This window comes from Acutalibacter muris (assembly GCF_002201475.1).
Taxonomy (GTDB): domain Bacteria; phylum Bacillota; class Clostridia; order Oscillospirales; family Acutalibacteraceae; genus Acutalibacter; species Acutalibacter muris.
Window position 1 is genome coordinate 318,563 of record NZ_CP021422.1, and the last position, 25,953, is coordinate 344,515.

The window sequence follows — 25,953 nt, forward strand, 5'->3', positions numbered from 1 at the left end:
TTTACGGGAGGAATTGAGTAATGCTTCAACAGGTAATGACCGAGCCTGGAAAGATAGAGTTCCGGGAAATCCCCGTGCCCGAAGCAGGCCCGGGCCAGGTACTGGTAAGGATAATGGAGATAGGAGTCTGCGGCTCCGATATACACGTCTACCACGGGGAGCACCCCTTCACAAGCTACCCTGTCACCCAGGGCCACGAGGTGTCCGGGGTGATAGAGAAGCTTGGAAAAGGAGTAGAGGGCCTAAAGGTGGGCCAGAAGGTGACAATACAGCCCCAGGTAGTCTGCGGGGAGTGCTGGCCGTGCAGAAACGGCAAGTATAACCTCTGTGAGAGCTTAAAGGTCATGGGCTTTCAGACCACGGGGGTAGCTTCGGAATATTTTGCCGTGGACGCGGAGAAGGTGACTCCCCTGCCGGAGGAGATGAGCCTTGAGGAGGGCGCGATGATAGAGCCCTTGGCGGTGGCGGTGCACGCAGTGCGCCGGGCCGGGGACGTTAGGGGCCGTGACATATGCGTGCTGGGGGCCGGACCCATAGGCATACTGGTGGCCCAGGCGGCCAAGGGCATGGGGGCCGGCCGGGTGATGGTGACGGACGTGAGCAATCTACGGCTGGAGAAGGCGAAGGAGTGCGGCGCGGACGCGGTGGTGAACACCAGAGAGCGGGACTTCGGAGAGGCCTTTGCGGAGTTCTTCGGGCCGGATAAGGCGGACGTTATCTATGACTGCGCCGGGAACGACGTTACCATGGGCCAGGCCATAAAGTACGCCAGAAAGGGCAGCACTATAATCCTGGTGGCGGTCTTTGCCAAGATTGCGAACATTGACCTTGCGGTTTTAAACGACCATGAGCTGGACCTTAATACCTCTATGATGTACAGAAGCGAGGACTATGAGAAGGCCATAGAGCTTGTGCAGGAGGGGAAGGTGCGGCTTATGCCGCTGTTGTCGAAGCGGTTCCCCTTCAAGGAATATCTGGAAGCATATAAGTACATAGACGGGAACAGGGAGTCCACCATGAAGGTGCTCATAGACGTGCAGAGATGATAAGGGATATTAACAACCGGGACGCGGCGTTCCAGAAATTGCAGGTGCTGAAAACCAACAGAAACAAGCGGCACAGATACGGCCAGTTTTTGGTGGAGGGCGTGCGGAACATCAACCAGGCCGCGGCCAACGGCTGGGAGATAGCGTCCTTTGTGTACCCCCGGGACCGGGAGCTTTCGGATTGGGCCAAGGGTATGCTGAGAGACGTGAGAACACAGGAGAACCTACGGCTGGGTCCTGGGCTGATGGAGGAGCTCAGCGGCAAGGAGGACACCTCTGAGCTGATGGCTGTGGTGAATATGCGCAGCGGCGGGGCCGGGGAGTTCAGGCTGCCGGAGAATCCGCTGCTGGTGCTGTTCGACAGGCCCTCCAACAGAGGAAACTTGGGGACGCTGCTGCGCTCCTGCGACGGATTGGGGGCCGACGGGCTGATACTTACCGGGCACGGGGTGGACCTCTATGACCCGGAGGTGGTGACGGCCAGTATGGGGTCGTTCTTCCGGGTACAGGCGGCGCAGATGGAGCTCAGGGACGTGACAGCCTATATTGAGGAGCTGCGGGAGAGATATCCGGGGTTTCGGACGGTGGGGACCACGGCCCATAGGCAGAGGGCGGTCTGGGGGGAGGACCTCTCTGGGCCTGTGCTGCTTATGCTGGGGAACGAGACGGAGGGGCTCAGTTATGGGTTCAAGCAGAGCTGCGATGTATTGTGTACGATACCCATGGCGGAGGAGGGGTCCGCCAGTTCGTTTAACGTAGCGTGCGCGGGGACTGTGCTGATGTATGAGGCGGTGCGGCAGCGCGCGGAGCGCGGGTAAAAGTTTCGTCAACCTTTTCAAAGGTTGCGGGGTTTGGGGGCAGTTGACATTCGCTGCGCGAAGTCGCCCCAAGGTCTAAAAGCGGGCAGGGATATGCCCGCTTAATATTTGTCTTTGTCTTCTGTTGCCTTGCGGAACGCTTCGCGCATATTCCCGCCGCCCTTTGGCAGGAGCGCCTGGCGCGCCAGAATATCCCTTATCTCCCCATTGGCCTGCTCCACCTCCAGGCGAAGCTCCTGGGCCGACATACGCAGAGCGCCGTGACCAAGGATAATAAGCTGCTCGGCAAAGTCCGCGCTGGCCACAAGCACCCGGCGGTGCACTTTTGTGAGCTGATAGCTGGCCTTCTCAATGTAGGCGTCGGCGGTCTCGGCCTCTTTGGTGTAGACAATATGGATATTGTGATACTTGGTGACGGACCCCGCGCCGCCGGGGACTTTATATGCGTCGAAAACCAGGATTATCCTGTTCTGGCGGAAACCTTGATAGTTGCAGAGGATATCTGCCAGGGCCGTGCGGGCGGCGGACAGGTCCAGCTTTGATAGAGCGTTCAGCTCCTCCCAGGCGAAGATCATGTTATAGCCGTCCACCAGCAGATACTCCGGCCCCTGGGGCGGAAGTTCTATGGGGCGGCGGGGAGACTTGGGGTCATTAGGGGAGGACGCGGGCCGCTTTGGCCGGGGGGCGGGCTCAAAGGCCCGGGGCTTTATAGGGCCGTAGGTGCGCTCGAAGATGGCAAGCAGCTCCTTGTCCGCTTCAAGGGGCGCAAGGGGGCGGGAGCCCCGGGGAGAGGAATTATCAGGCTCCCCGGGGGCTGGGACAAAAGGGACGCCGTCCGCGCCAAGCTTTAGGGCGGGCAGGTGCATATAACTCTCCACCTCATTCCAGGGGACAAGAAAGCTGGCTCCATGTCCGCAGAATACCGAGCCCGGCGGATCCTCCAGATCCTTCTCGGGGTCGTAACCGATGGATTTTATTACGGATTCCTGGTCCGGGCAGGGTTTATAGCCAGACAGAGTACAGGACACCCGGCCCCGGCCCTTGGTATAGGCGGCGACCTCTGCGGCGTAGTCGCCGAAGGCAGCCACTGGGACGCTGGCCTCTATGACGGTCTCCTCGCCTACGGTCTGGGGCTGCCCGGCCCCGCCGCCCATGCGCTGAATATCCGTTAGAACCCGGCCTAAGCTCTCGGCGGGCACCTCCAGGCGCAGGGAGTACCAGGGCTCCAGGAGCACGGAGCGGGCCTTCATCAGTCCCTGGCGCACGGCCCGATAGGTGGCCTGGCGGAAGTCGCCGCCCTCGGTGTGCTTGAGATGGGCCCGGCCCGCCACAAGGGTGATGCGCACGTCCGTCAGGGCCGAGCCGGTGAGCACCCCCCGGTAGACCTTCTCCGCCAGGTGGGTGAGCACCAGCCGCTGCCAGTTCCCGGCGAAGTCGTCCTCGGAGCAGGCCGCAGCCAGCTCCACTCCGCTGCCAAGAGGGAGGGGCTCTAGGAGCAGGTGCACCTCGGCGTAGTGGCGCAGGGGCTCGAAGTGGCCGACTCCCTCCACCGGGGCGGCGATGGTCTCCTTGTAGACCACGCTGCCCTGGCTGAATTCTACCTCCAGGCCGAAGCGGTCAAGAATCACCCGCTTTAGTATCTCGGCCTGAATCCTGCCCATGAGGCGCACGGTTATCTGTCCCAGGGCTTCGTTCCACTCCAGGTGCAGCTGGGGGTCCTCCTCCGAGAGCTCCCGGAGCTTTGGCAGCACGGAATTTGCGGGGACCCCCTCGGGCAGCAGCATACGGTAGGCTATGGCGGGTTCCAGGGCCGGAGGAGGGCTGGACTTCTCGGCCCCAAGGGCCTGGCCGGGGAAGGTGGAGCTAAGGCCGGTAATCGCGCATATGGTCCCGGCCTTTACGGAGCTCTGGGGGGTGAATTTTGCTCCGGAGTAGACGCGTATTTCGTTGACCTTCTCCCCGCCGCCGGGGAGGTCTATGGTTTCCTTTACGCCGAGACTGCCGCCGGTTATCTTTACGTGGGTAAGGCGGGCGCCCCGGTCGTCCCGGGTTATCTTGTAGACCCGGGCGGCAAAGTTTCCGCCCCACTGGGGACGGGGGGCAAGTCTTGTAAGGCCGTCCAGGAGCCGGTCCACCCCCCGGAGCTTTAGGGCGCTGCCGAAGAAGCAGGGGAAGCATTTGCGCTCTGATATAAGGCGGCGGAGGGTGGGCTCGTCTATAGAGCCTGTTTCCAGGTACTCGGAGAGGGCGGCTTCGTCCCCAAGGGCTGCGGTCTCGAAGAAGCTGTCCTCGCCATATGCGTCCATGTTCAGAAGGTTCGGGGAGAGGGTATGCTTCAGTTTTTCAAGGAGGGCGGCCTGGTCCACGGGCTGGTCCATCTTGTTGAGGAACAGGAACACCGGCACCTTGTGGCGCTCTAAAAGCCGCCAGAGGGTGAGAGTGTGGCCCTGGGGGCCGTCGGGGCCGGAGACCACCAGAAGGGCGCAGTCCAGGACCTGGAGGGTGCGCTCTGCCTCGGCGGCAAAGTCCACGTGGCCGGGGGTGTCCAGCAGTGTGAGCTCCACGTCTGGAAGAGGAAGGACGGCCTGCTTTAAGAAGATGGTGATGCCCCGCGCGCGCTCGAGACTGTCGTGGTCCAAAAAGGCGTCGGCGTGATCCACGCGGCCCAGGGTTCGCAGGGCGCCGCCCCGGTATAGGAGGGCTTCGGATAGGGTGGTTTTACCGGCGTCCACGTGAGCAAGGAGGCCGACGGTGAGCTTGCGCATGGGCGGAGCTCCTTTCTGGGGTTATTTTATATCGTACACACTGCGTGCCCGAAGCTCCTCCGGCTTGCCACGCAGTATTTTAACCCGGTACTCTCCCGGGAGCATATCAAAATAGTTATCGCTTAGAACCAGATTTTCTTTTGCATTGCGTATCTCCACGCCCTGGGCGTAGGCCTTAGAGGTGACTATGATCTCCTCGCCGTCAAGACGGCAGTCAAGCTGGGGGTCATGGAATTCATAGTATTTGGGCGGGACAAACAGCGCCGTGCCGAAGCTTATGGGCGCGCTCTTTTCATAGAGAGTATAGGTCACAAGGTCGCTGAATATATCCGCCTCAGGCAGAAGCACCTCATCAAGCCAGGCGCTCTCCAGGGGCGGTACGGTGAGGGAGATGGTCTCCTCGCGCTTTACACGGCCGGAGTTATCGCGAAGGGCCCACTTTATGAGCACGGTATGGGGGGCGAGGGTATCGTTGGTGACGCAAAGGCCCAGGGCCTTATCCTGGCCGGAGAGCTCCCCACAGGAGAGTAGAAGCGGCGCAAAGAAGCGCTTTGCAAAGTAGTGCAGGGCCTTCCACCGGCCGGTATAGTCGATGGAGGAGCAGGAGACCTGGGGGCGGCAGTCGTCCAGCTGCCGGTAGAGGGCCCCCATGCAGCGGCCCCTGTGCCGCCGGTAACGCTGGGCGGCGGCGCGGAGTATCTCCGCCTGAGAGAGCTGGGAGGCGTAAAGGAGCGTATCAAAGGAGGTGGGGCAGAGGTAGTACCGCTGGATATTCGCCATGATATGGGCCGTATCGCGGGGGGTATCTGAGTGCTCCTCCATGGACCGGGAGAACAGGTTGCGCTCCTTTGGAGGGGTGAAGCTCTCCACTGTGGGCAGGCAGGGGCAGGAGGGCGTCCCGAAGTCCGAGACATAACGCCCGGGGCCTTTCTGGTCGGAGCATTTGGAGTGGACGTCGCCGCTGTCAGGGCTGTCCGGCCGGTCGAAGCCTCCGCCGGAGGAGGGGCTTGAGGGCCAATAAAACGCATCGGGGTCGCATCTTTTAAGCTCCTTGGGGATGATGTACTCAAAGAGGCGGATATAGTCGGCCCTCTGCCTGGGGGTAAGTTTGGGGGCGGAGAGCTCCAGCCCTTCATTGCCGCACCAGAGGGCGATGCACGGATGGTGCCTGAGGCGGGTGACGCTGTTACGGACCTGGGCCTTTATATTCTCCGCAAGCTCCTGGGTCAGGTCATAGGCCGGGCTTGAAAACATAAAGTCCTGCCAGACCATAAGGCCCAGCTCGTCGCATATATCGTAGAAGAAGCCGTGGGGGCAGACCCCGCCCCGGACCCTTATGCAGTTGAAGTTTGCCGCCGCCGCGTCCTCAAGGAGCCGCCGAGTGCGCTCGGGGGTGCTATCCTCCCGGGGAGTATAGCCTGCGCCCATGGCAAATATCTTCACGCCGTTTATCATGTGGGCAAAGCTCTCGCCATATCCGTCTGTCTCTATGGACATTGAAGCTGTGCGCAGGCCTATCTTTTGCTCCCAGAAATCGGCCACTTGGCCATCAAGCCTTGCCTCTACCCGGACGGTGTAGAGGGACTGCTCCCCATACCCCCGGGGCCACCAGAGCTGGGGGCCCTCTATGGCCAGGTGGGCGGGGAAGGAGGGGAGCTCTGTCACACGACCACGGGGGTCGGTGACAAATACGGTGAATTCCGTATCCCCCGCTGTGCAAAAGTCCCCCATAATGTCCAGCATGACCGCGCCGTTCATGTGTGTCTGGCTGACGAACACGTCCATTATTATATTATGCGCTGCCTGTTTCATCATACGGTTTTCCACTCCCCATACTGAGCCAGGTAGAGTAGAGGAACATCTCGCCTATGGGAAGCCCGGAGACCTCCTCCATGGCGCGGGCGTACAGCCTTATCTGCACCATATACCGCCGCCAGAGCTCCTCTATATCCTCTACCCGGTCTGTTTTAAAGTCGATAATATTCAGTCTGCCCTCCTCCAGGAACGTACAGTCCACAGAGCCCTGGAGCACCACGGGCTCCTCCGGGGCGGGAGTCCCCGGCTGGGCCAGGCCGGCGGGTATCACGGCGGTAAAGCGCCGCTCCTTTATGACCTGGGGCGAGGCCAGCACCCTTTGGCCCAGCGGGCTTCTAAAGAACGCCCGCACCCGTTTTACCTCTACCGCCCCCGCCTGCTCGGGGGTCAGATACCGAAGGTCCGACAGCCGGTTTATTTCGGCCGCCGGGTCCCTTGCGGCGGCGGGGAAGTCCGCGAACTGCATGAACTCGTGCAGGGCTATGCCCCGCTGGGCCGGGGTCATGCCCTTTGCCCCCAACCACGCCGGTCTTGTGAGGTTCAGCTCCCGGGAGCCCCCCTGCTGTGCCGCCAGCTTGGAGGCGGAAACCTTGGCGGGCACGTCCAGCACACGGGCGTGGGGGTACTCGAAGGCCGCCTGGGCCTGAAGCCGGGCGTAGAGCTCCATGTCGGGCTCTGCGGCCAGCTCCTCTGCGGGAGCGTCCTCGGCCTCTGGGGGCGCGTACTCCGTAAGGGATATCCGCCAGGGCGCGCCGCTGTCTGAAACGGAGACGTTCTCGTCTATGCCCGCAAGCCGTCTGAGCTCTCTGCCCTCCGGGCGCCGAAGGGCGCAGAGCAGGAGCCAGGCGGCGGCGCTTCTGGACTTGCGCACGGTGAAGGGGGAGACTCTGTTCCCTGGCGGCTCCATGGCCGCCTTTTGCAGCAGCGTCTCCATGTCCGGCGCGGAGGACACCAGAAGCAGCTTCTCCTGTGCCCGGGTCATGGCCACATACAGCACGCGTAGCTCTTCGGCCCCGGCCCCACGAGCAGTCTCAAGGGCGATGGCCTCCCGGGCGGTGGTGGTGAACCTTGCGCCCCCGGGGCCCTCCTTCAGTTTGACCCCCAGGCCCAGCTCCGGGTGCAGAAGCACCTCCTCGGCCTGGTCCCCGGCAAAGTTCCTGCCGCAGCCGGCCACTATGCACACCGGGAACTGGAGCCCCTTTGACTTGTGTATGCTCATGATGCTCACCGCGTCGGAGCCTGTGGGCTGGAGCTCGGCGGCCTGCAAATCCGTGCCCGAGTCCCGAAGCCGGTCCAGAAACCTGACAAAGCCCGACAGCCCGTGATAGCCGGAGCTCTCATATTCCTGGGCATACCTCTGCAAAAGCTGGAGGTTGGCAAGCCGCCCCGCCCCCTCGTCCATAGCAAGGGCCATGTCCGGGAAACCCGTGCGGCCATAGAGCAGGGTTATAAAGCCGTCGGCGGGCATGGTGGCCGCAAGGCTGCGCAGCTCTGAGAGCTCCTTCAGAACCTTTTGGCAGCGAGGATCCCTTTCCGCCGCCCGGGTAAGGGAAACATACACAGATACGGACTTGTCCCCGGCACGGAGTTCTGCCGCATCGTCGGCGGAGAAACCGTATATGGGGCTCATCAAGAGAGCCAAGAGGGGAATGTCCTGGTTGGGGTTGTCTATCACCCGCAAAAAGGAGAGCATTGTCTGTATCTCCGCCGCCGCGAAGAAACCACCGCTCACCGTGGCCCGGGCGGGCACCCCAAGGCGCTTCAGCTCCTGGGCGTATACGTGGGCGTGCTTATTGGCACTTCTCAAAAGTATGCAGAAATCCCCGAAGGCCGCGGGGCGCTCGGCGTCCCCCTCGCTGACGGTAAATCCACCGTTTATAAGCTCCTTTATCCTCTTGGCTATAAAGGCCGCTTCGGCGGTCTCGGCGGGGGCCTTTCCCCGGGAGATAAAGACGGCCTCGGTATCGCAGCCCTCCTTGGGGCCATAGCCCGCGCCGCAGACCAGCCGCTCCTCGCCGGTATAGTCCACATCCCCGGCCTCGCGGCTCATAAGCTGTGAGAAGACGAAGTTTACCGCCTCCGTCACCTCCCGCCGGGAGCGGAAATTTCGGTCCAGGACAATATAGGCGGGGTATTCCGGCGCGCTCCTGTCATACTTTTCAAAGGCCCGGCGGCAGCGCAGAAATATCTCCGGCATGGCCCGGCGAAAGCCGTAGATGCTCTGCTTCACGTCGCCCACCATAAAGAGGTTTTTGCCCTCTTTTGATACGGCCCGGAAGATGCTGTCCTGGACCTCGTTGATGTCCTGGTACTCGTCTATCATTATCTCGTCAAACCGCCCGGCCACCTCCAGGGCGGCGGGGGTGGGGGAGCCGTCCTCACGGACAAACAGCCGGATGGCGCAGTGCTCCAGGTCGCTGTAGTCCAGAAAGCCCTTCTGCCGCTTTTTGACCTCATAGCGCTTTGAGAAATCTAAAGTCAGCTCCGCAAGGCTTTGGAGCAGCGGTCCGGCCTTCTCCAGTTCCTCAAGGCAGGCGGCCCGGGGGGCCGAAAGGCAGCGGGAAAGGCCGGGGATCACCCGCTTTACCTCGGCGCGCACGGCTTCAAGCCGGGAAACCAGGGGGTCCTCCCCGGCCCCTTTTGGCAGGCGGCCCCGCCTTGCGGGGGACCACTGGCCCACAAGGCGGGAGCAGAGGTCCCAGTCCCCGGTCCGGGCGGCTTTCATAAGGGCCAGGCAGCCCTCCCGGTCGGCGGAGAGAGCCGGGGCGAAGCTCTCGTATATGGGCCCGTCCTCTCCGCAGAGGGCCAGCGCGCCCTTCAGCAGGGCGGCGGCGTGCCCGGCGGCTTCGGCGGCGTACTCAAGGATAACGCGCTCCCAGGGCGTACCGTCCCCGGCAAAGTACATCTTCACCTTTTCATTAAGCCACTTTTCCGGGAAGGGGTGGCTCTGCATGAAGCGGTACAGGGTCAGGACCATGCGGGTTATGCGCCGGTCGTCCCGCTCGGCGGCAAAGGCGTCGGAGAGTTCCCGTATGCTGCCGCTGTCATAGGCGGCGGACATGGCCTCCTCCAGAGACTCGTTTATCAGCTCCTGCTCCCGCTTGTCGGAGAGTATCTTGAACTCCGGCGCTATGTCCAGAAGGTGGAAAAATTCCCGGACCATCTCCGCGCAGAAGCTGTCCACCGTGCCGATATGGGCCTGATGCAGCAGTATGCTCTGGCGGCGGAGAAGGCCGCTGCCCGGGTTCTCCCTCAAAAGCTCATAGAGCCGCCCCTCAAGCCGGGCGCGCATCTCCGCCGCCGCGGCCTTTGTAAAGGTGACTATCAAAAGCCGGTTGGCCGGCGTGGGGTTCCTCCGGTCTATAAGCCGCTCTATGGCTCTCTGCACCAGCACGGCAGTCTTGCCGGAGCCTGCCGCCGCCGCCACCAGCACCGTGCCCCTCCTTGCTTCTATCGCGTCCCACTGGCTGTCCGTCCACTTCATTCCCTCGCCCCCTTAAATAAATCTAAGCCTACCGCGCCTCCTCCAGCACCTGCTCGCAGTATTGGCAGCGATAGCGGTGCCGCTCGCCGTCGCAGAGGGTGAACACCTGGTCCACGTCCTCCACGCTGGTTATGCACCGGGGATTCTTGCAGCTGACGATATTCACAAGCTTCTTCGGCAGCTTGGGCTGTTTCTTCTCGATGAGCTCCCCGTCCCGGATAACACAGACGGTGGCGTGGTCGTCTATAAAGCCCAGCACGTCCAGGTCTATGTCCGTCAGGCCCTCTATCTTGATTATATCTTTTTTGCCGAACTTGCTGCTGCGGGCATTGCGTATTATGGCCACGCAGGTGTCCAGCTTCTGAAGCTCCAGAAGCTCATACACCCGCATACCACGCCCGGCGGTGATGTGGTCGATAACTATTCCGTTTTCTATGCTGTCGATGTTTAGCATTTTTGTCTCTCCTTTTTTTATGATTCGGCAAGCATCATATTCATGCGCATATACATATCATGTACCAGTTCCTCCACCGGCTTCGAGGGCCCGTCATAGAGCTCACCCTCCAGCTCAAAAAATTCCGCGTCCAGGGGTGTGTAGAAGTCTGCGCCGGATATATTTGCCCGGAGTTTCTCGAACTCAGAGTAGAGGTTTTCCGACATATAATAATATTTGCTGTCGCCATCGCTTATCCCATTGCCCCGGCCGGACAGCAGGCCCTCCATGGTGGGGACGGCGTTCCCCCAGGTCATGTGGGTGTAGAGCTTTGACTGCTGGGCTTCCTTGCTCATGAGGTAGTCAACTATGAAGAACGCGTCGTCAGGACGGTTTGTGTTGACATTTATCCCGATAAAGCTGGTGACAACGGCGGAGTAGCCGCCGCTGCGGGAGAAAAGGGGCGCCATGGTAAGCTGGTTTTCAGAGCCGTACTCATCGTCGAACCAGTTAAGGGGCATAAGGCAGCTTATAGAGCCCTCGGGGAACTTCATTTCCTTGCACTGTTCGTATGCGTCTTTCCGTGAGGTGACGTAGTCTAAAAGCTCCTCCTCGGTTATGGCGAGCTCGTCCTTCTTATAGTCCGCGATGGGGTAGAGGGCCGCGCTCTGCATAGATGCGTGGGACTTTGCTGCCGAGACCACCAGCTCCGGCGGGCCTGACAGCATATCCCTCCAGGTAAGCCCGGTATTGCCGTCAAGCCTGAAATCGATATCCTCGCTTTTGAAGGTAGCGACCGGCACCGTATAGGTCATGGGCAGCAGGAGCTGTCCATGCTCATTTTTCCCGGTCTCCATAATAATCGTGGTCAGCTTGTCCCACTCCATGAACCGGGCCTTTTCAATATAATCGTCTAAGGGCAGAAACATATTGCGCTCCATGGCCTGCTTCGGAAACTGGAACAGCGAGTCCTCCCGGCAGAGCTTGGAAAGGGACGCGTCATCCCAGTGGTTGCCATAGCCGGAAAGGGTCACGAATACGTCCGGGCCTTTGCCGGCCATTATCTCCGTGCGAAGGGCCGTCATATAAGCGTCCCGCTCGTCGCCGCATTTGGGGGCAAACTCCAGCTCTATATCCTCCGGCCCGCCCAGCTCCTCTATCACGGCCTGGAGGCTCTTGTATTTGGTCTTGCCGCCCTTTGTGGTTTCGGCTTCATAGTCCCTTAGAAACTCCCGGACAGATATAAACACATTACTTCCGAATTCCACGTCAATAAACACCTGCAAAGGCTCCGCCCCCCCGCCCTCCGGCGCGCGGCTCTCCTCCGCGTCCTTGGGCCTGCACCCGCCCAGGGCGGCGATAAGCATAAGCAGGGACAGCAGTGTGGCGGTAAGTTTTTTCATTTTGGTTTTCTCCTTTGTTTTTATTGAAAAAATTTATGGATCAAGAACCTCCGGCTCCAACCCCAAAAGCGCCAGTATCAGCGCCATTCTGACGAACACGCCGCCCCGTGCCTGTTCGAAGTACAGGGCCCTGGGGTCCTCGTCCACCCGCTGGTCAATCTCGTTGACCCTGGGGAGCGGGTGCATTATCACCAGGTCCTTTTTGGCGCTTTTCAGCTTTTCTGGGGTGAGGATATAGGAGTCTTTAAGGCGCACGTAGTCCTCCTCGTTGAAGAAGCGCTCCCGCTGGACACGTGTCATGTAGAGTACGTCCAGCTCCGGCATGACCTCCTCTATCCTTCTGGCCTCGGTGAAGCTGTGGCCGGAGGGTGTGAGCACCTCTTTTACTATGTACCCTGGGGCCCGCAGCTCCTCGGGAGAGATGAGCACAAAGCGCACGTTTTCATACCGCACCAGGGACTTTATCAGCGAGTGCACCGTGCGGCCGAATTTCAGGTCGCCACACAGGCCTATGGTGAGGTTCCCTATTTCCCCCCGCCGGCGCAGTATGGTGAAAAGGTCCGTAAGGGTCTGGGTGGGGTGCTGGTGGCCGCCGTCACCGGCGTTTACCACGGGTATTTTTGAGTACCGGGCGGCCACGAAGGGCGCGCCCTCCTTAAAGTGCCGCAGGGCGGCGATGTCGGCATAGCCGGAGATCATACGGAGGGTGTCCGCAACGCTCTCGCCCTTGGCGGCGGAGCTGCTCCCCGCCGAGGAGAAGCCTAAAACCTGGCCGCCAAGGCGCAGCATGGCCGACTCGAAGCTGAGCCGGGTCCGGGTGCTGGGCTCGAAAAACAGTGTGGCTAAGATTTTTCCGTCACAGCAGTGGGCATACTCCCGGGGCCTGTCCGAGATCCCTCCGGCCAGCTTCAGAAGCCGGCCGGTTTCCTGCATATTAAAGTCCAGTGGGTCGATGAGATGACGCATAACGTATACCGCCTTTCCGGGTCAATATTGGCTCTAAAAAGGCCGCGGGCAACATAACCCGCGGCTGTGTTCACTATTAAATTATACCTGATTCAGAGGGAGGTGTCAATGGGATTCCTCGGATTCCAGGCGGCATACCCAGTCCAATATTTCAACGCATTTTTCATAGGTGGAAAGGGCGCTGTCGGCTGTGCCGCAGTCGCTCCAGGGGGAGACCAGCAGTATCTCTCCGCTTTCGCTTATAAGCCGCTCTATACTTGAGCTTTTTGCTTCCTCATGCACGCTTTCCGTCAGCTTGATGCAGGAGACATTCTCCTCGTTGAACAAGAGGAACGCTTTTTCGTCGCCGCGCTCCTGCGCTCTCCCGGGGATTTCCTGATAGTTTTTGAAGCGGCGCACTCTCATAACGGCTCTAAGGGATTTTGACCTCCTGTTGAGGAACAGTACGGAATCTGAAAAAGTCGCGTACTCAGACAGGTATTGTATCAGGGCGCTTTTCTTTTCCTGTGTCCGCGCGGGGGAGGGGCCGGGCAGACTTTTTATGGCGAAGAGGATAATCACAGCTATGACAGATATTACCAGTGCCGCCATATTGTCCCCTCCTTCCACATATCATTACACATTTTATCACACTTCAAAAGTGTTGTCAATGATTCGTTTATCCGTGGAGCATAATACAAATAACACCTATAGGTTGTTATTATATTATCGGGGTGAACAAGAAATGGTTAAAAATCTTCGCAGTTTACGCATGAGCAAGGGCATCAGCCAGCAGAAGATAGCGGACTATCTGGGAATAACCCAGCAGTCTGTAAACAGATATGAAAAGCAAAAGTTCGAGCCGGATATAGGCACCCTTATCCTTCTTGCCGACTACTTTGAGACTACCGTCGACTACCTTATAGGCCACACCCCCTCGGGCGCCGCCGGGCTGGAGCTCTCGAAGGAGGAATGGGCGCTCCTCAGGGACTATAGAGGACTGGACGAGGGGGAGAAGGAGAGCATACGGCTGGTAATAAAAAACTATCTGAAAAAATAATGAAAGCACCGGGCCGCGGTGCTTTCTCCATGTTTTCTTCAGTGTTTCCCGGTGTAGTTGGATTTGACTCTGAGCCGGTTCAGCGCCCGGGCAAGGGTGCCCTGGGCCACCTGGTACTCCTGGAGGGACTTCTTCTGGAGGAGGGCCTCCAGGGCCTCGTCAGCCTCCCGCTGGGCCCGGGCTGCGTCTATCTCCTCAGGGCGCTCGGCGGAGTCCACCAGTACAAGCACCTCGTTGTTCTCCACCTTAACCATGCCCGGGGACACCGCCGCCAGCTGCGCCTCGCAGTCTGGGGCCTGGTACCTGAGGGTGCCGGGCTGGACGGCGGCTATTATGGGGCTGTGGTGGGCCAGAATTCCCAGCTCGCCGTCGCTGGTGGGTACTGTCAGGCTCACGCAGGGGCCGTCATAGAAGGTGCGGTCGGCGGCCAAAATATGTACCTGGAACTCCTGCATCAGATTTCACCCGCCTCCAGCTTCTTCGCTTTCTCCACCACGTCCCGCCAGGTGCCCACGTTGTAGAAGGCGGCCTCGGGGTACTGGTCCAGCTCGCCGTCCACCAGGGCCCCGAAGCTCTCCAGGGTGTCCTTCAAGGGCACGTAGATACCTTTAAGGCCGGTGAACTTCTCGGCCACGTGGGTGGGCTGGGCGAAGAAGCGCTGGAGCCTTCTGGCGCGGGCCACTATCCGGCGGTCCTCCTCGCTGAGCTCCTCCATGCCCAAGATAGCTATGATATCCTGCAATTCGCTGTATTTCTCCAGTATCTCCTGGCATTTTCTCGCTATCCTGTAGTGCTCCTCGCCCACTATGTCCGCCTCCAGTATCCGAGAGGTGGAGGCCAGGGGGTCCACGGCGGGGTATATTCCCTGTTCGGATATCTTGCGGCTTAAAACGGTGGTGGCGTCCAGGTGGGCGAAGGTGGTGGCCGTGGCCGGGTCCGTCAGGTCGTCGGCGGGCACGTATACCGCCTGGACAGAGGTGACGGAGCCGTCCTTGGTGGAGGTTATGCGCTCCTGTAATTCGCCCATCTCATTGGCAAGGGTGGGCTGGTAGCCCACAGCAGAGGGCATTCGGCCCAAGAGGGTGGAGACCTCGCTGCCCGCCTGGACGAAACGGAAGATATTGTCTATGAACAGGAGCACGTCCTTATGCTCCGCATCCCTAAAATGCTCCGCCATGGTCAGCCCCGACAGGGCCACCCTCATGCGCACGCCCGGGGACTCGTTCATCTGGCCAAAGACCAGGGCGGTCTTATCGGAAACGCCGCTCTCCTGCATCTCCCGCCAGAGGTCGTTGCCCTCCCGGCTGCGCTCGCCCACGCCGGTGAAGATGGAATAGCCGCCGTGTTCCATGGCCACATTGTGTATGAGCTCCTGAATGAGCACGGTCTTGCCCACGCCCGCGCCGCCGAAGAGGCCTATCTTGCCGCCCCGGGGGTAGGGCTCCAAAAGGTCGATGACCTTCAAGCCCGTTTCAAGTATCTCCACGGCGGGGCTCTGCTCCTCAAAGCTTGGGGCCTTGCGGTAGATGCTCTTTACAGGCGTACCTTCAGGTACCGGCCCCTTGCCGTCGATGGGCTCGCCCAGCACGTTGAACATACGGCCCAGGGTGGCCGTGCCCACGGGTACCTCTATGGTCCTTCCGGGCACGGCCACCGCCAGGCCCCTCTGAAGCCCCTCGCTGGGGGAGAGCAGGACGCAGCGCACCGTGTCCGAGGACAGGTGCTGGGAGACCTCCATCACCCGGAGCTCGCCTTTAAGCTCCACGGTGAGCTTTTCACGGAGCTTTGGCAGGGTCCCGCTTACTATCTCCACGTCCACCACGGGGCCGGATATCTGTACGATGATACCGCGTTCAAGGTTATTCATCGTGAATCACTCTCCTTCCTTTGGTATGCGCTCTGAGCGCCTGCGCTGTGCCTTGGCCCCCGCCGAGACCTCGGTTATCTCCTGGGTGATGGCCGACTGGCGCACCCGGTTGTACTGTAAGGACAACTGACCCATAAGCTCCTCGGCGTTGCGGTTGGCGTTGTCCATGGCTGTCATACGAGCGTTTTGCTCGCAGCAGAAGCTGTCTATGAGCGCCGCGTATATGAAGCCCGATATATAGCTTCGCATGATGTTATGCAGCACAGCCTTCGCGTCAGGCAGGAACTCGAAGGGCTCTGTTACGGTTTTCTCGTGCTCCATAGTATCCACAAAGTAAGTCCTGTGAAAGGGCAGGAGCCTGGTGGACCGGGCCCTAAAGCTCATACTGTTCTCCATGTCCGTGTAGACTACGAATATCTTCTGGAGCTCTCCCCTGTTGAAGCCGTCCAGCAAGAGGGCGCTTATTTCCCTTGCCCGCATCATGGTGGGGTTCTGGGCGGTGTATAAAAAGCTGTGCTCTATGGGTATATTGTGCCCGTCGAAGTACCTTCGGCCGTACTCGCCCACCACAAAGAGCTTGGTGTCGGGGTGCTGCTCCAGTATCTTCATGGCTTCCTTTATGGCGTTCTGGTTATACGCCCCCGCAAGGCCCTTGTCCGCCGTTATCACAAGGCAGCCGTAGGTCCCCTCAAGGGCGGGGAGTCCCTGGTCGGGATAGAAGTAGTGGCTCTCCACATTCCTGACGTTTCTGAATATCCGCTTTATCTCCCCCTGCAGGGCGTTGAAGTAGGGCCGGGTGTTTTCCAGCTCCGCCCGGGCTTTTCGAAGCTTTGTGGAGGCGATAAGGTACATGGCGCTGGTGATCTTTTTGGTCTCCTGCACGCTCTGCATATGGGTCTTTATCTCCCTGGTGCCGGGCATACTCAGTCACCGGCCTTTCCAAGATATTCGGAGAGGAATTTTCTGCCAAGGTCCACAAGCTCCTCCTTATCCTCCTCTGACAGTTTCCCGGTCATGTCCACCCGGCGGCAGAGGTCGGCGGCCTCCTCCTCAAGGAAGCCCACAAGACCCTCTCTGAACTTATCAATTTTGTCCAGCGGTATGTCCTGCATAATATGGGCCATGGCGGCGGTGAGTATCACCACCTGCCTGTGGTGGGAGAAGGGGGCGTACTGTGGCTGGCGCAGAAGGCGCATAAGCCCCTGGCCGTAGGTGAGCTGGCGCTTGGTGGTCTCGTCCAGGTCGCTGGAAAACTGGGTAAAGACCTCCATCTCCCGGTACTGGGCCAGGTCCAGCCGGAGGGTGCCCGCCGCCGTCTTCATGGCCTTGGTCTGGGCGTCGCCGCCCACACGTGACACGGAGAGGCCCACGTTTACGGCGGGGCGCTGGCCGGCAAAGAACAGGTCGCTCTCTAAGAATATCTGGCCATCGGTGATGGAGATGATGTTTGTGGGGATATAGGCTGACACGTCCCCGGCCTGGGTCTCGACAATGGGAAGGGCGGTCATGCTGCCCCCGCCCAGCTCGTCGGAGAGATGGGCCGAGCGCTCCAATAGTCTCGAGTGCAGGTAGAACACGTCCCCGGGAAAGGCCTCGCGGCCTGGGGAGCGGCCCAGGAGCAGGCTCAGGGCCCTATAGGCTATGGCGTGCTTACTAAGGTCGTCGTACACTATCAGCACGTCCCGGCCCGAGTACATGAAGTATTCGGCCAGAGCACAGCCGGCGTAGGGCGCGATGTACTGCAAAGCCGCGCTGGCCCCGGCGGGGGCGCTGATAACGGTGGTGTAGCTCAAAGCCCCCCGGCGCAGAAGGTTCTCCGTAAGCTGGGCAACGCTGCTGGTCTTCTGGCCGATGGCCACGTATATGCACACCACGTCCTTGCCCTTTTGGTTTATGATGGTGTCAAGGGCGATGGCGGTCTTGCCGGTCTGACGGTCGCCGATTATCAGCTCCCGCTGGCCCCGGCCTATGGGGAACATGGAGTCGATGCACAAAAGCCCTGTCTCCATGGGGGTGTTCACCGGCTGACGGTCCAGGATACCCGGGGCGGGGTTCTCTATGGGCCTGTAGCCGTCGGGGTCAATATGCCCCTTGCCGTCGATGGGCACCCCAAGGGCGTCGATGACCCGGCCCAGAAAGCCGTCGCCCACCGGCATACCGGCGGTCTTATGGGTGCGGCGGACCATGTCCCCGGCGGCCACCTCGCCGCTGTCGGCGAACAGCACGCAGGAGAGGTCGTCTTTTCTCAGGTCCTGTATCATGCCCTTCACTCCGGAGGGGAAGGTGAGTATCTCCCCGTACCGGGCGTGGGCCAGCCCGCTGATGGTGGCCACCTCGCTGTCAACGGCAAGCACCTCGCCCATCTCCTCGGGTTCGGCGCTGGGCCGCCAGTTGTCAACGGCCTCCTGCATCAGGGGCAGTATGTCGTTCTCGCCCTCGCGCACATTCAGCAGATGGTCGCGAAACTGCCGGAAGGTGCCCTGGGGGGTCCAGTCGTACACGTCCGAGCCCACCTGCATCCTGAAGCCCACCGGCACCTCCGGGTCCATCTCCCAAGACACGGGCACTTCGCGCTTATAGTGCTCCCGGAGATAGGCCTCAAAGCGGGCAAGCTGCTCCCCTGTGGGCTCCTTGGCGCTTCTCAGCAGCGCGGAGAGATGGCTCCTATCGGCCCTCATGCTTGGTTCCTCCCTCCGCAAGGTTCAAAAAGCTGTCGAAGGGATCGTCGTCCTTGTGGAAGGCCAGCTTCTCGGCGGCTTCGGAGGCAAGGCGCTTGAGCTCCCGCTGAGAGTCCCGCAGAGCCTTCTCCCTGGCCTCCTTGGCCTGGGCGTGGGCATCCACAACGATCTCCCTGGCCTGGGCCTGGGCAAGGGCCAGCTGTTCCTCGGCAGACTTCTGTACCGCCGCCTGGGACTTCTGCCTTGCGTCCCTTATCTCCTCCTCGGCGGCGTCCAGCTTCGCCTCATACTGGGCCTTGGCCTCCTGGGCCTTCTGAAGCTCCGCCTGGGCCTTGTTTTCCATATCCTTATAGTGCTGTTCGCGCTTTTGCATAAAGCCCACCACCGGCTTATACAGCAGGAAGTAGAGCCCCCCGGCCAGAATAGCCAGGTTCATCCAGTGCAGCAGTATCTGCTGCCAGTCTATGTTCAGCGGCATATTTCACACCTGCCTTAGAGTACGAAGATGATAAGTATGACCACCAGAAGGGCGTATATGATGGCGGTCTCGATGAACACCAGGCCCAGCATAAGGGTGGTGCGGATCTTGCCCTCGGCCTCGGGCTGGCGGGCGATGCCTTCGGCGGACTTTGCGGTGGCAAGGCCCATGGCGATAGCGCCGCCGGCGGCGGCTATGCCCACGGCAAGACCGGCGGCAAGGGCCTTCATGCCCAGGGTGTTGTCGGCGGCGGCCTCGGCGGCCGCGGGGGCGGCTTCGCCCTCCTCGGCCATGGCGGGCAGGGCGAACATGACGGTGAACAGCATGACGACCGCCAGCGCCAGCAGGGCGCGGCATATGTTTTTCTTGTTGCGAAGCAGTTTGTTCATTTTGATTTCCTCCAGAAAAAATACTTTAAGATAAACGCTTTTGGACCAAAAATCACTCTTTATGGGGCTTCTCGGAGACCTCGCCGTAGTACAGCGCAGTGAGCATGGTGAGCACGTAGGTCTGTATGATGGCGTGCAGAAGGGTGAAGAGCACCCCCACTATCACCGGCAGCACGAAACTGAGATTCACGTAGTAGTACACAAGCTCCGTCACCAGAAGGCCGCTGAGGAGTGCCCCGAAGAGCCTGAAGCTCATGGAGATGGGCAGGGAGAACTCTTTAAGAGTCTTGCCCACGCCCTTTAATCCGTTCCCGGCTATACCCCCGGAGAGTATCACCAGGTAGGACATTGTGCCAAGGCCTATAGCCGCGTTCACGTCCGACAGGGGCGCGGGCAGGGTGATGGGGCTGCCGCCCGTGGTGATGACCTGAAGTCCCAGAAGCTCAAACAGGGTGCCCACGGACACATACAGCCCGGCGGTGAACAGATACACCCCCAGAAAGCCGTTCATGTGCGGGCTGTTGGACTTTGCCATGTTGTGGAACAGGCCCACTGCCTCCTCCAGCGCCAGCTGTAGCTTGCCCGGCTGGAGCTTGAACCTCGGCACGGCGAAGACCCTTATGAGCAGGGCGATAATAAGCAGCAGCCCCGTTACCGTGACAGCCGAGATGAGCGCCGGGCTCACGGTTTTGCCGCCCAGGAACGCTATGCGGTTCTCGCCGTGGAGCACCGCGTCGCGCATGGCCTCCTGCACGCTTTCCGCCCGGCTGTGTGTCCCGGCCAGAATGGACGCTGTTAGCAGCGCCAAAACCACCAGGACCCATATTACCAGGCCCTTTTTGTGTTGTTTCATCGCGCACTTCCTTTCTCAAAATTCAAGACTAAAAAACCGTACACAATAATTTTATCACGAGCGGAAAAAAAGTCAACCGCCAGAGCCCCCGAGAGGGCACAAAAAAGGTAGAATATTTTGCGCCAATTTCATGGAGATATTGGTCAGCTTGACAAGGGGCGGCGGGTGTGGTAATATCTGCATATTAAAAATAGGTGGTTTAAACGGAAAGAAGGGTCGTTTTTGGAGGCGTTTACAGCGGGCTTCGCGGAGCTTTTGGACGGCATTGTGGGCGTTGCCATACACTGCTTTGAGTTCATCGGCGTGGTGATAATAGTAGTGGCGGGAGTGAAGGGGCTCGCGCAATATGTACGCAAGGACCCCTCGGTGCGCTTACAGCTGGCCCAGGGGATGGCGCTGGGGCTTGAGTTCAAGCTGGGCAGCGAGATCCTGCGCACGGTTGTGGTCAGGGAGCTCTCGGAGGTGGCGCTGGTGGCGGCGATAATCGCCGTTAGGGCAGCGCTGACGTTCCTTATCCACTGGGAGATACGGATAGAGGAGAGGACGAAGCAGGAGACAAAGGAGGGGGAGGAGGGAAAAGGCCTTTCGGAAAAAGAGACCTAGGCCCAAAAATTTCCCTTGCAATTTATAGAGTAACGTGCTACAATAAGCGAAGAATTGACTATAAAGAGGTGAATACTGCGATGAAAGAGAATATACATCCCGACTATCAGGAGACCACCATCACCTGCGCCTGCGGCAATGTAATACACACCCGCTCCACCAAGAAGAATATCAAGGTCGAAATATGTTCCAAGTGCCATCCGTTCTTCACGGGCAAGCAGAAGCTGGTGGACACCAGCGGGCGCGTGGATATGTTCAAGAAGCGCTATGGGCTTAAATAAGCCCGGCTTTTAAAGTAAGCAAAGCTTATGAAGTCGCTTAACAATTTTCTGGACCCAGAGGGCCGGCTGGTAAAATTTCCGTCAAAGCGTCCCCTGCAGATGGAGGCGCTTACGTATCTGGCGAAGAAGTTTTCGCCGGACAGGGAGTACACCGAGCGGGAGGTGAACGAGCTTCTTTTGGAGTGGCACACCTTCAAGGACCCGGCCACCCTGCGGCGGGAGCTTTACGACAGGCGCTTTCTGGACCGGGACCCGTATGGACGAAGCTACAGGCTGAAGGAGGACTTCCGAAGAAGCCTTGGCGGGGACGGGCAGGAATTATGAGACGAGGGGACGGCGTGTAAAAGCGCCGTCTTTTTGCAGTGGAAAGAGGGGGAGAGCGTGGAATACATCACGGTGCGGGCAGAGGGTGCGGACCAGTTTGTTGAGAAGAAGTCCCGGTTTATCGGCTCGTGCAGGCCGGCGAGCACCGAGGAGGAGGCCTTGGAGTTTATCTCCGGGCTCAAGACAAAATACTGGGACGCGTCCCACAACGTGTACGCGTATATACTTAGGGAGGGGAATATCCAGCGCTTCTCCGACGACGGCGAGCCCCAGGGTACGGCGGGCATTCCCGTTATAGAGGCCATGAAAAAATCCGGGGTCACGGACGCGGTGGTGGTGGCTACCCGGTACTTCGGCGGCATACTGCTGGGGGGCGGCGGGCTTATAAGGGCCTATTCCCACACGGCGACTATTGCGCTGGCGGCGGCACAGCGGGTGCGCATGAAGCGGTGTTTAAAGCTGAGCATTGCCTGCTCCTATGACAGCTATGGGCGGGTGCAGGCCATAGTGCCCGAGTGTGGGGGTATAGTGGACGACACGGCCTTCACCGACTCTGTCACCCTTTACCTGCACCTGGAGCCGGAGCGTTTGGAGGGCCTTGCCCGTCGGCTGGCGGACGCCACCTCGGGACGGGCGGTTATTGAGAGGAGGGGGGAGGAGTTTTATCCTCTGGCTATATAATAGGTTTTTGAAAAATTTTTTCGGGGGAAAAGTATTTTTCTTCAAAAAAGCGTATTATGTAATTGAGAAATATTAAGGGGGGCATGGCTATGACCGTCCGGGAGCAGACAGAGCAGATAGAACAGGAAATACTTTCACCGTGGGCGGCAAAGGCCGGCAGCTCCCGGGGGAGGGCGCGGCCGGAGGAGGACTGCCCCCTCAGGACCATATTCCAGCGGGACAGGGACCGGGTGATACACTGCAAGTCCTTCAGAAGGCTTAAGACCAAGACCCAGGTTTTTCTGTCCCCAAGGGGCGACCACTACCGGACCCGGCTGACTCATACCTTAGAGGTTTCCCAGATAGCGAGGACCATCGCCAGGGCCCTGCGGCTCAACGAGGACCTGACCGAGGCCATAGCCCTTGCCCACGACCTGGGGCACACCCCCTTCGGCCACGCCGGGGAGCGGGCCTTGAGCGAGATCTCCGGCGGGCGCTTCAAGCACTACAGGCAGAGCCTTCGGGTGGTGGACAGGCTCGAGAAGGAGGGGGAGGGGCTGAACCTCTCCTGGGAGGTGCGAAACGGCATAGTCTGCCACACAGAGGGCAAGGAGCCCTATACCGCCGAGGGAAGGATAGTGCGCGTGGCGGACAGGATAGCGTACATAAACCATGACATAGACGACGCTGTCCGGGCCGGAGTGATGGGGGAGGAGGACATTCCCCGGGGTATTACGGAGCGGATTGGGGGCAGCAAGAAGGAGCGGATAACCTCGCTGATATGCTCTGTGGTGGAGAACAGCCATGAGGGGGTCATAGCCATGGACCCTGACGACTTTGAGGCCTATGACGCGCTGCATGAGTTCATGTACCAGGCGGTGTACAGAAACGAGTACGCCAAGAGCGAGGAGAAGAAGGTGCCCCATGTTATAGAGAGACTTTATAAGCACTTCTGCGACCCGGCGTGCCTGCCGGAGTATATGCAGAGGATAGCCGAGGAGGACGGCCGGGAGACAGCCGCCATGGACTATGTGGCGGGCATGAGCGATTTGTACGCGGTGAACACCTACAGCGACCTGTTCATACCCAAGGCCTGGAGCCATAACTAGCTGAGTCTGGCATAACCTGAGGAAAGGGGGAGGGAGATATGGCGTTTCCGCCGGAATTTCTGCGGGAGCTTGAGGACCGCAGCCGCATAGAGGAGATAGCCGAGAGCTACGTGCGCCTGCGCCGGGCGGGGAAGAACCTGGTGGGGCTCTGCCCCTTCCACAGCGAAAAGACGCCCTCCTTCAACGTCTATCCGGGGAACAACTCCTTCTACTGCTTCGGCTGCGGCAAGGGCGGCGGGGTGATAAACTTCGTGATGGACATAGAGCGGCTGGACTTTCTGGAGGCGGTGAAGTGGCTTGCCCAGCGGGCAGGTATGTCCATGCCCGAGGAGGGCGCGGACGACAGTATGTCAAAGCTTCGTATGCGCATACTTGAGATTAACCGGGAGTCCGGGCGGTTCTTCTATAAGACCCTTATTTCCCCCGAGGGGGAGCCGGGGCTCAGCTACTTTAAGGGCCGGGGGCTGGACCCGGGGACCATTAAGCACTTTGGGCTGGGGTACGCGCCGGAGAGCGGGTTCGGGCTTGTGAACCATCTCAGGAAGCTGGGGTACACAAAGGAGGAGCTTCTCCAGTCGGACATGGTAAGGACCTCGAAGAAGGGCAATTTGTACGACAGGTACAGGGGCCGGGTGATGTTCCCCATATTTGACCTTAGGGGGAACGTGACGGCCTTTGGCGGGCGCATACTTACCGACGAGAAGCCCAAGTACATAAATACCTCCGACACGCCGGTGTACCACAAGAGCAGCGGGCTTTTCGCCATGAACCTGGCGAAGAACTCCGAAAGCCGGCAGCTTATCCTGGCCGAGGGGTATATGGACGTGATAGCTCTGCACAGGGCGGGGTTCACAAACGCAATAGCCTCCCTGGGCACGTCCCTGACGGAGGAGCAGGCCAGGATAATGAAGCGCTACGCCGATGAGGTGGTAATATGCTACGACTCGGACGACGCGGGGCAGCGGGCTACCCAGCGGGCGATACCCATACTGAAAGCGGCGGGCCTTCGGGTCAAGGTGATAACCGTGCCCGGGGGCAAGGACCCGGACGAGTTTATGAAAAATTATGGCAAGGACGGGCCCATAAGGTTCAGGCAGCTGCTGGAAAAGGGCGGCACGGACGTGGAGTATAGACTGCAAAAGCTTAGGGACCAGTTCGACCTTGACACCGACGAGGGCCGGGTAAGGTACCTGAGCGAGGCCACCCGGACGGTGATAGCGAAGCTCCGGAACCCCATGGAGCAGGAGGTCTATGCGGGGAGAGTGGCCCAGGAGGCCGGTGTGGACAAGGACCGGGTCCTGGAAACCGTGGAGCGGCTCTCCAAACAGGAGCGGCGCCGGGAGGACAGGGAGCTGGAGCGGGGGCAGATGAGCGTGAAGCTGGCCCCGGCCCCGGGGAAGGACCGCCGCCAGGAGGGCAGAATAAGAGCGCAGGTGGCCCAGAGGGGCATTATCGCCTACCTTTTCAGGCACCAGGACAGGGCGGAGGTCTTTTTGAAGCACTGTCCGCCTGAAAAGTTTATCACTCCCGAGTACCGCAGAGTATATACTGCCATATTGGGCAGAATGATACAAGATACGGTAACCTTATCGAGCCTTGGGGAGACGCTGACCGGGGAGGAGGCCGGGTGCCTCAGCGGGATACTGGCCGCGGCCCAGGACGCGCCCCCAAACGAGCGGGACGTTAAGGAATACCTCAGGGCCCTGGAGGAGGAGGCCGGGCGGGAGGGCACCGAGGAGTGGAGCAGGACGGCCAGCACGGAGGACATAAATAAATACTTTGAAAATTTGAGGAAGAAAAAAGCGTGATCGGGGAAAAGAAAGGAAGGGCATTGGAATGAGCGCACAGCCGGATAAGAAGACCGTGATTAGAGACCTGGTGGAGATCGGCAAGGCGAAGGGACAGCTGAGCACCAAGGAGATCCTGGACGCCCTGGGCGAGCTGGATTTCGACCCGGAGCAGATAGAGAAATTCTACGACACCCTGGAGAGCCAGGGGGTGGAGATCGTCGAGGATTTCGACGAGATGCAGCTGGACGAGAACGACCTGGTTAAGGCCGGGGAGGTGGAGCTGGACGGCAGCGAGGGTATCACCATTGACGACCCGGTGAAGGTGTATCTCAAGGAGATAGGCAGGGTGCCCCTTCTGACCCCGGAGGAGGAGGTGGACCTCGCCGTGCGCATCACAAACGGCGACGAGGCCGCCAAGAAGCGTCTTAGTGAGGCCAACCTGCGCCTGGTGGTGAGCATAGCGAAAAGATACCTGGGGCGGGGGATGCAGTTTCTGGATCTGATACAGGAGGGGAACCTGGGGCTTATCAAGGCCGTGGAGAAGTTCGACTATACAAAGGGCTTCAAGTTCTCCACCTACGCCACCTGGTGGATACGCCAGGCCATCACCCGGGCCATAGCCGACCAGGCCAGGACTATACGTATTCCTGTGCACATGGTGGAGACCATCAATAAGGTGAAGAAGGCAAATAACTCCCTGCTGCACGTGAACGGCCGGGAGCCCAGCGCCGACGAGATAGCCGAGGAGCTGGAGATGCCGGTGGACAAGGTGCGGGAGATAATGCGCGTGGCCCAGGAGCCGGTGTCCATGGAGACCCCCATCGGCGAGGAGGAGGACAGCCATCTGGGGGACTTCATTGAGGACTCGGACGCGCCGGCCCCCCAGGACGCGGCCAGCCTGACCCTTTTGAAGGAAACCTTGGGCAACGTGCTGGACTCTCTGACCCCCAGGGAGGAGAAGGTGCTACGGCTGCGGTTCGGGCTGGAGGACGGACGCTCCAGGACCCTCGAAGAGGTGGGCAAGGAGTTCAACGTCACCAGGGAGCGCATAAGGCAGATAGAGGCCAAGGCCCTTAGAAAGCTTAGGCACCCCAGCCGGAGCAAGAAGCTGAAGGACTTTTTGGACTGAGTTATGACTATTTAGTAAAGAGG

The 25,953-nt window shown here is 59.9% G+C and carries 24 protein-coding genes; 10 read left to right on the forward strand and 14 right to left on the reverse strand.

The genetic code is table 11. From position 1 onward, the window contains the following. Positions 1–20: 20 nt before the first annotated feature. Together ADH66_RS01625 and ADH66_RS01630 are read left to right on the forward strand one after the other, a co-directional pair. On the forward strand, positions 21–1,046 hold the full coding sequence (locus ADH66_RS01625) for a zinc-dependent alcohol dehydrogenase (protein WP_066536561.1): 1,026 nt from the start codon (positions 21–23) through the stop codon (positions 1,044–1,046). After that, a complete protein-coding gene (locus ADH66_RS01630) occupies positions 1,043–1,864 on the forward strand; it encodes a TrmH family RNA methyltransferase (protein WP_066536560.1) in 822 nt (273 codons plus the stop codon). Before ADH66_RS01625 ends, ADH66_RS01630 begins: the two co-directional genes overlap by 4 nt. 101 nt (positions 1,865–1,965) lie before the next feature. On the opposite strand, the gene ADH66_RS01635 is transcribed toward ADH66_RS01630, so the two are convergent. The 7 genes from ADH66_RS01635 to ADH66_RS19795 all read right to left on the reverse strand — a co-directional run bounded on the left by ADH66_RS01635 (position 1,966) and on the right by ADH66_RS19795 (position 13,321). Then, a complete protein-coding gene (locus ADH66_RS01635) occupies positions 1,966–4,629 on the reverse strand; it encodes a translation factor GTPase family protein (protein ID WP_066536559.1) in 2,664 nt (887 codons plus the stop codon). A 21-nt stretch (positions 4,630–4,650) separates the two neighbouring features. Next, positions 4,651–6,444, reverse strand: coding sequence for a beta-mannosidase (locus ADH66_RS01640; RefSeq protein WP_066536556.1), 1,794 nt, complete (start codon positions 6,442–6,444; stop codon positions 4,651–4,653). Continuing rightward, positions 6,422–9,928, reverse strand: a complete 3,507-nt coding sequence (gene addA / locus ADH66_RS01645; protein ID WP_066536553.1) for a helicase-exonuclease AddAB subunit AddA — start codon at positions 9,926–9,928, stop codon at positions 6,422–6,424. The genes ADH66_RS01640 and addA overlap by 23 nt, the downstream gene beginning before the upstream one ends. Before the next feature lie 28 nt (positions 9,929–9,956). Continuing rightward, on the reverse strand, positions 9,957–10,382 hold the full coding sequence (locus ADH66_RS01650; protein ID WP_066536550.1) for an aspartate carbamoyltransferase regulatory subunit: 426 nt from the start codon (positions 10,380–10,382) through the stop codon (positions 9,957–9,959). A 17-nt stretch (positions 10,383–10,399) separates the two neighbouring features. Then, entirely contained in the window at positions 10,400–11,764 is a 1,365-nt protein-coding gene (locus tag ADH66_RS01655) for a hypothetical protein (protein ID WP_066536547.1), read from the reverse strand. 33 nt (positions 11,765–11,797) lie between these two features. Then, complete coding sequence (gene pyrB / locus ADH66_RS01660; protein WP_066536544.1) at positions 11,798–12,730, reverse strand: aspartate carbamoyltransferase; 933 nt, start codon at positions 12,728–12,730, stop codon at positions 11,798–11,800. A gap of 105 nt (positions 12,731–12,835) precedes the next feature. Further along, positions 12,836–13,321: a hypothetical protein gene (locus ADH66_RS19795; protein ID WP_066536542.1), complete on the reverse strand. Its 486-nt coding sequence runs from the start codon at positions 13,319–13,321 to the stop codon at positions 12,836–12,838. Positions 13,322–13,454: 133 nt separating this feature from the next. Between ADH66_RS19795 and ADH66_RS19800 the strand changes: the two genes are divergently transcribed. Further along, complete coding sequence (locus tag ADH66_RS19800; protein WP_157767182.1) at positions 13,455–13,769, forward strand: helix-turn-helix domain-containing protein; 315 nt, start codon at positions 13,455–13,457, stop codon at positions 13,767–13,769. Positions 13,770–13,807: 38 nt separating this feature from the next. On the opposite strand, the gene atpC is transcribed toward ADH66_RS19800, so the two are convergent. From atpC to ADH66_RS01705, 7 genes are read right to left on the reverse strand one after another with little or no spacing between them, the layout of a single operon-like run. Next, complete coding sequence (gene atpC / locus ADH66_RS01675) at positions 13,808–14,224, reverse strand: ATP synthase F1 subunit epsilon (protein WP_066536537.1); 417 nt, start codon at positions 14,222–14,224, stop codon at positions 13,808–13,810. Continuing rightward, positions 14,224–15,636 carry a F0F1 ATP synthase subunit beta gene (gene atpD / locus ADH66_RS01680; RefSeq protein WP_066536534.1) on the reverse strand — a complete coding sequence of 471 codons (1,413 nt, stop codon included), beginning with the start codon at positions 15,634–15,636 and terminating at the stop codon, positions 14,224–14,226. Before atpD ends, atpC begins: the two co-directional genes overlap by 1 nt. Positions 15,637–15,642: 6 nt before the next feature. Continuing rightward, positions 15,643–16,557, reverse strand: a complete 915-nt coding sequence (gene atpG, locus ADH66_RS01685; protein WP_066536530.1) for an ATP synthase F1 subunit gamma — start codon at positions 16,555–16,557, stop codon at positions 15,643–15,645. A 2-nt stretch (positions 16,558–16,559) separates the two neighbouring features. After that, positions 16,560–18,314, reverse strand: coding sequence for a F0F1 ATP synthase subunit alpha (gene atpA / locus ADH66_RS01690; protein WP_066536528.1), 1,755 nt, complete (start codon positions 18,312–18,314; stop codon positions 16,560–16,562). Then, a complete protein-coding gene (locus tag ADH66_RS01695) occupies positions 18,301–18,792 on the reverse strand; it encodes an ATP synthase F0 subunit B (protein ID WP_066536519.1) in 492 nt (163 codons plus the stop codon). Before ADH66_RS01695 ends, atpA begins: the two co-directional genes overlap by 14 nt. 14 nt (positions 18,793–18,806) lie before the next feature. Then, complete coding sequence (locus ADH66_RS21940) at positions 18,807–19,181, reverse strand: ATP synthase F0 subunit C (RefSeq protein ID WP_088364354.1); 375 nt, start codon at positions 19,179–19,181, stop codon at positions 18,807–18,809. A 52-nt stretch (positions 19,182–19,233) separates the two neighbouring features. Beyond that, a complete protein-coding gene (locus ADH66_RS01705) occupies positions 19,234–20,034 on the reverse strand; it encodes a F0F1 ATP synthase subunit A (protein ID WP_066536513.1) in 801 nt (266 codons plus the stop codon). Positions 20,035–20,256: 222 nt separating this feature from the next. On the opposite strand from ADH66_RS01705, the gene ADH66_RS01710 reads away from it, so the two are divergent. The 7 genes from ADH66_RS01710 (at position 20,257) to rpoD (ending at position 25,930) form a co-directional block, all read left to right on the forward strand. After that, complete coding sequence (locus tag ADH66_RS01710) at positions 20,257–20,637, forward strand: DUF1622 domain-containing protein (protein ID WP_066536510.1); 381 nt, start codon at positions 20,257–20,259, stop codon at positions 20,635–20,637. Positions 20,638–20,717: 80 nt separating this feature from the next. After that, a complete protein-coding gene (gene rpmE, locus ADH66_RS01715) occupies positions 20,718–20,918 on the forward strand; it encodes a 50S ribosomal protein L31 (RefSeq protein ID WP_066536507.1) in 201 nt (66 codons plus the stop codon). A gap of 27 nt (positions 20,919–20,945) precedes the next feature. Beyond that, positions 20,946–21,242 carry a DUF2087 domain-containing protein gene (locus ADH66_RS01720; protein ID WP_066536504.1) on the forward strand — a complete coding sequence of 99 codons (297 nt, stop codon included), beginning with the start codon at positions 20,946–20,948 and terminating at the stop codon, positions 21,240–21,242. A 57-nt stretch (positions 21,243–21,299) separates the two neighbouring features. After that, positions 21,300–21,923: an IMPACT family protein gene (locus tag ADH66_RS01725; RefSeq protein WP_066536495.1), complete on the forward strand. Its 624-nt coding sequence runs from the start codon at positions 21,300–21,302 to the stop codon at positions 21,921–21,923. 89 nt (positions 21,924–22,012) lie between these two features. Further along, a complete protein-coding gene (locus ADH66_RS01730; RefSeq protein ID WP_066536491.1) occupies positions 22,013–23,011 on the forward strand; it encodes a deoxyguanosinetriphosphate triphosphohydrolase in 999 nt (332 codons plus the stop codon). Between the two features lie 38 nt (positions 23,012–23,049). Then, positions 23,050–24,819, forward strand: coding sequence for a DNA primase (gene dnaG, locus ADH66_RS01735; RefSeq protein ID WP_066536488.1), 1,770 nt, complete (start codon positions 23,050–23,052; stop codon positions 24,817–24,819). Between the two features lie 28 nt (positions 24,820–24,847). Beyond that, a complete protein-coding gene (rpoD, locus tag ADH66_RS01740) occupies positions 24,848–25,930 on the forward strand; it encodes an RNA polymerase sigma factor RpoD (protein ID WP_066536485.1) in 1,083 nt (360 codons plus the stop codon). Positions 25,931–25,953: the final 23 nt, after the last annotated feature.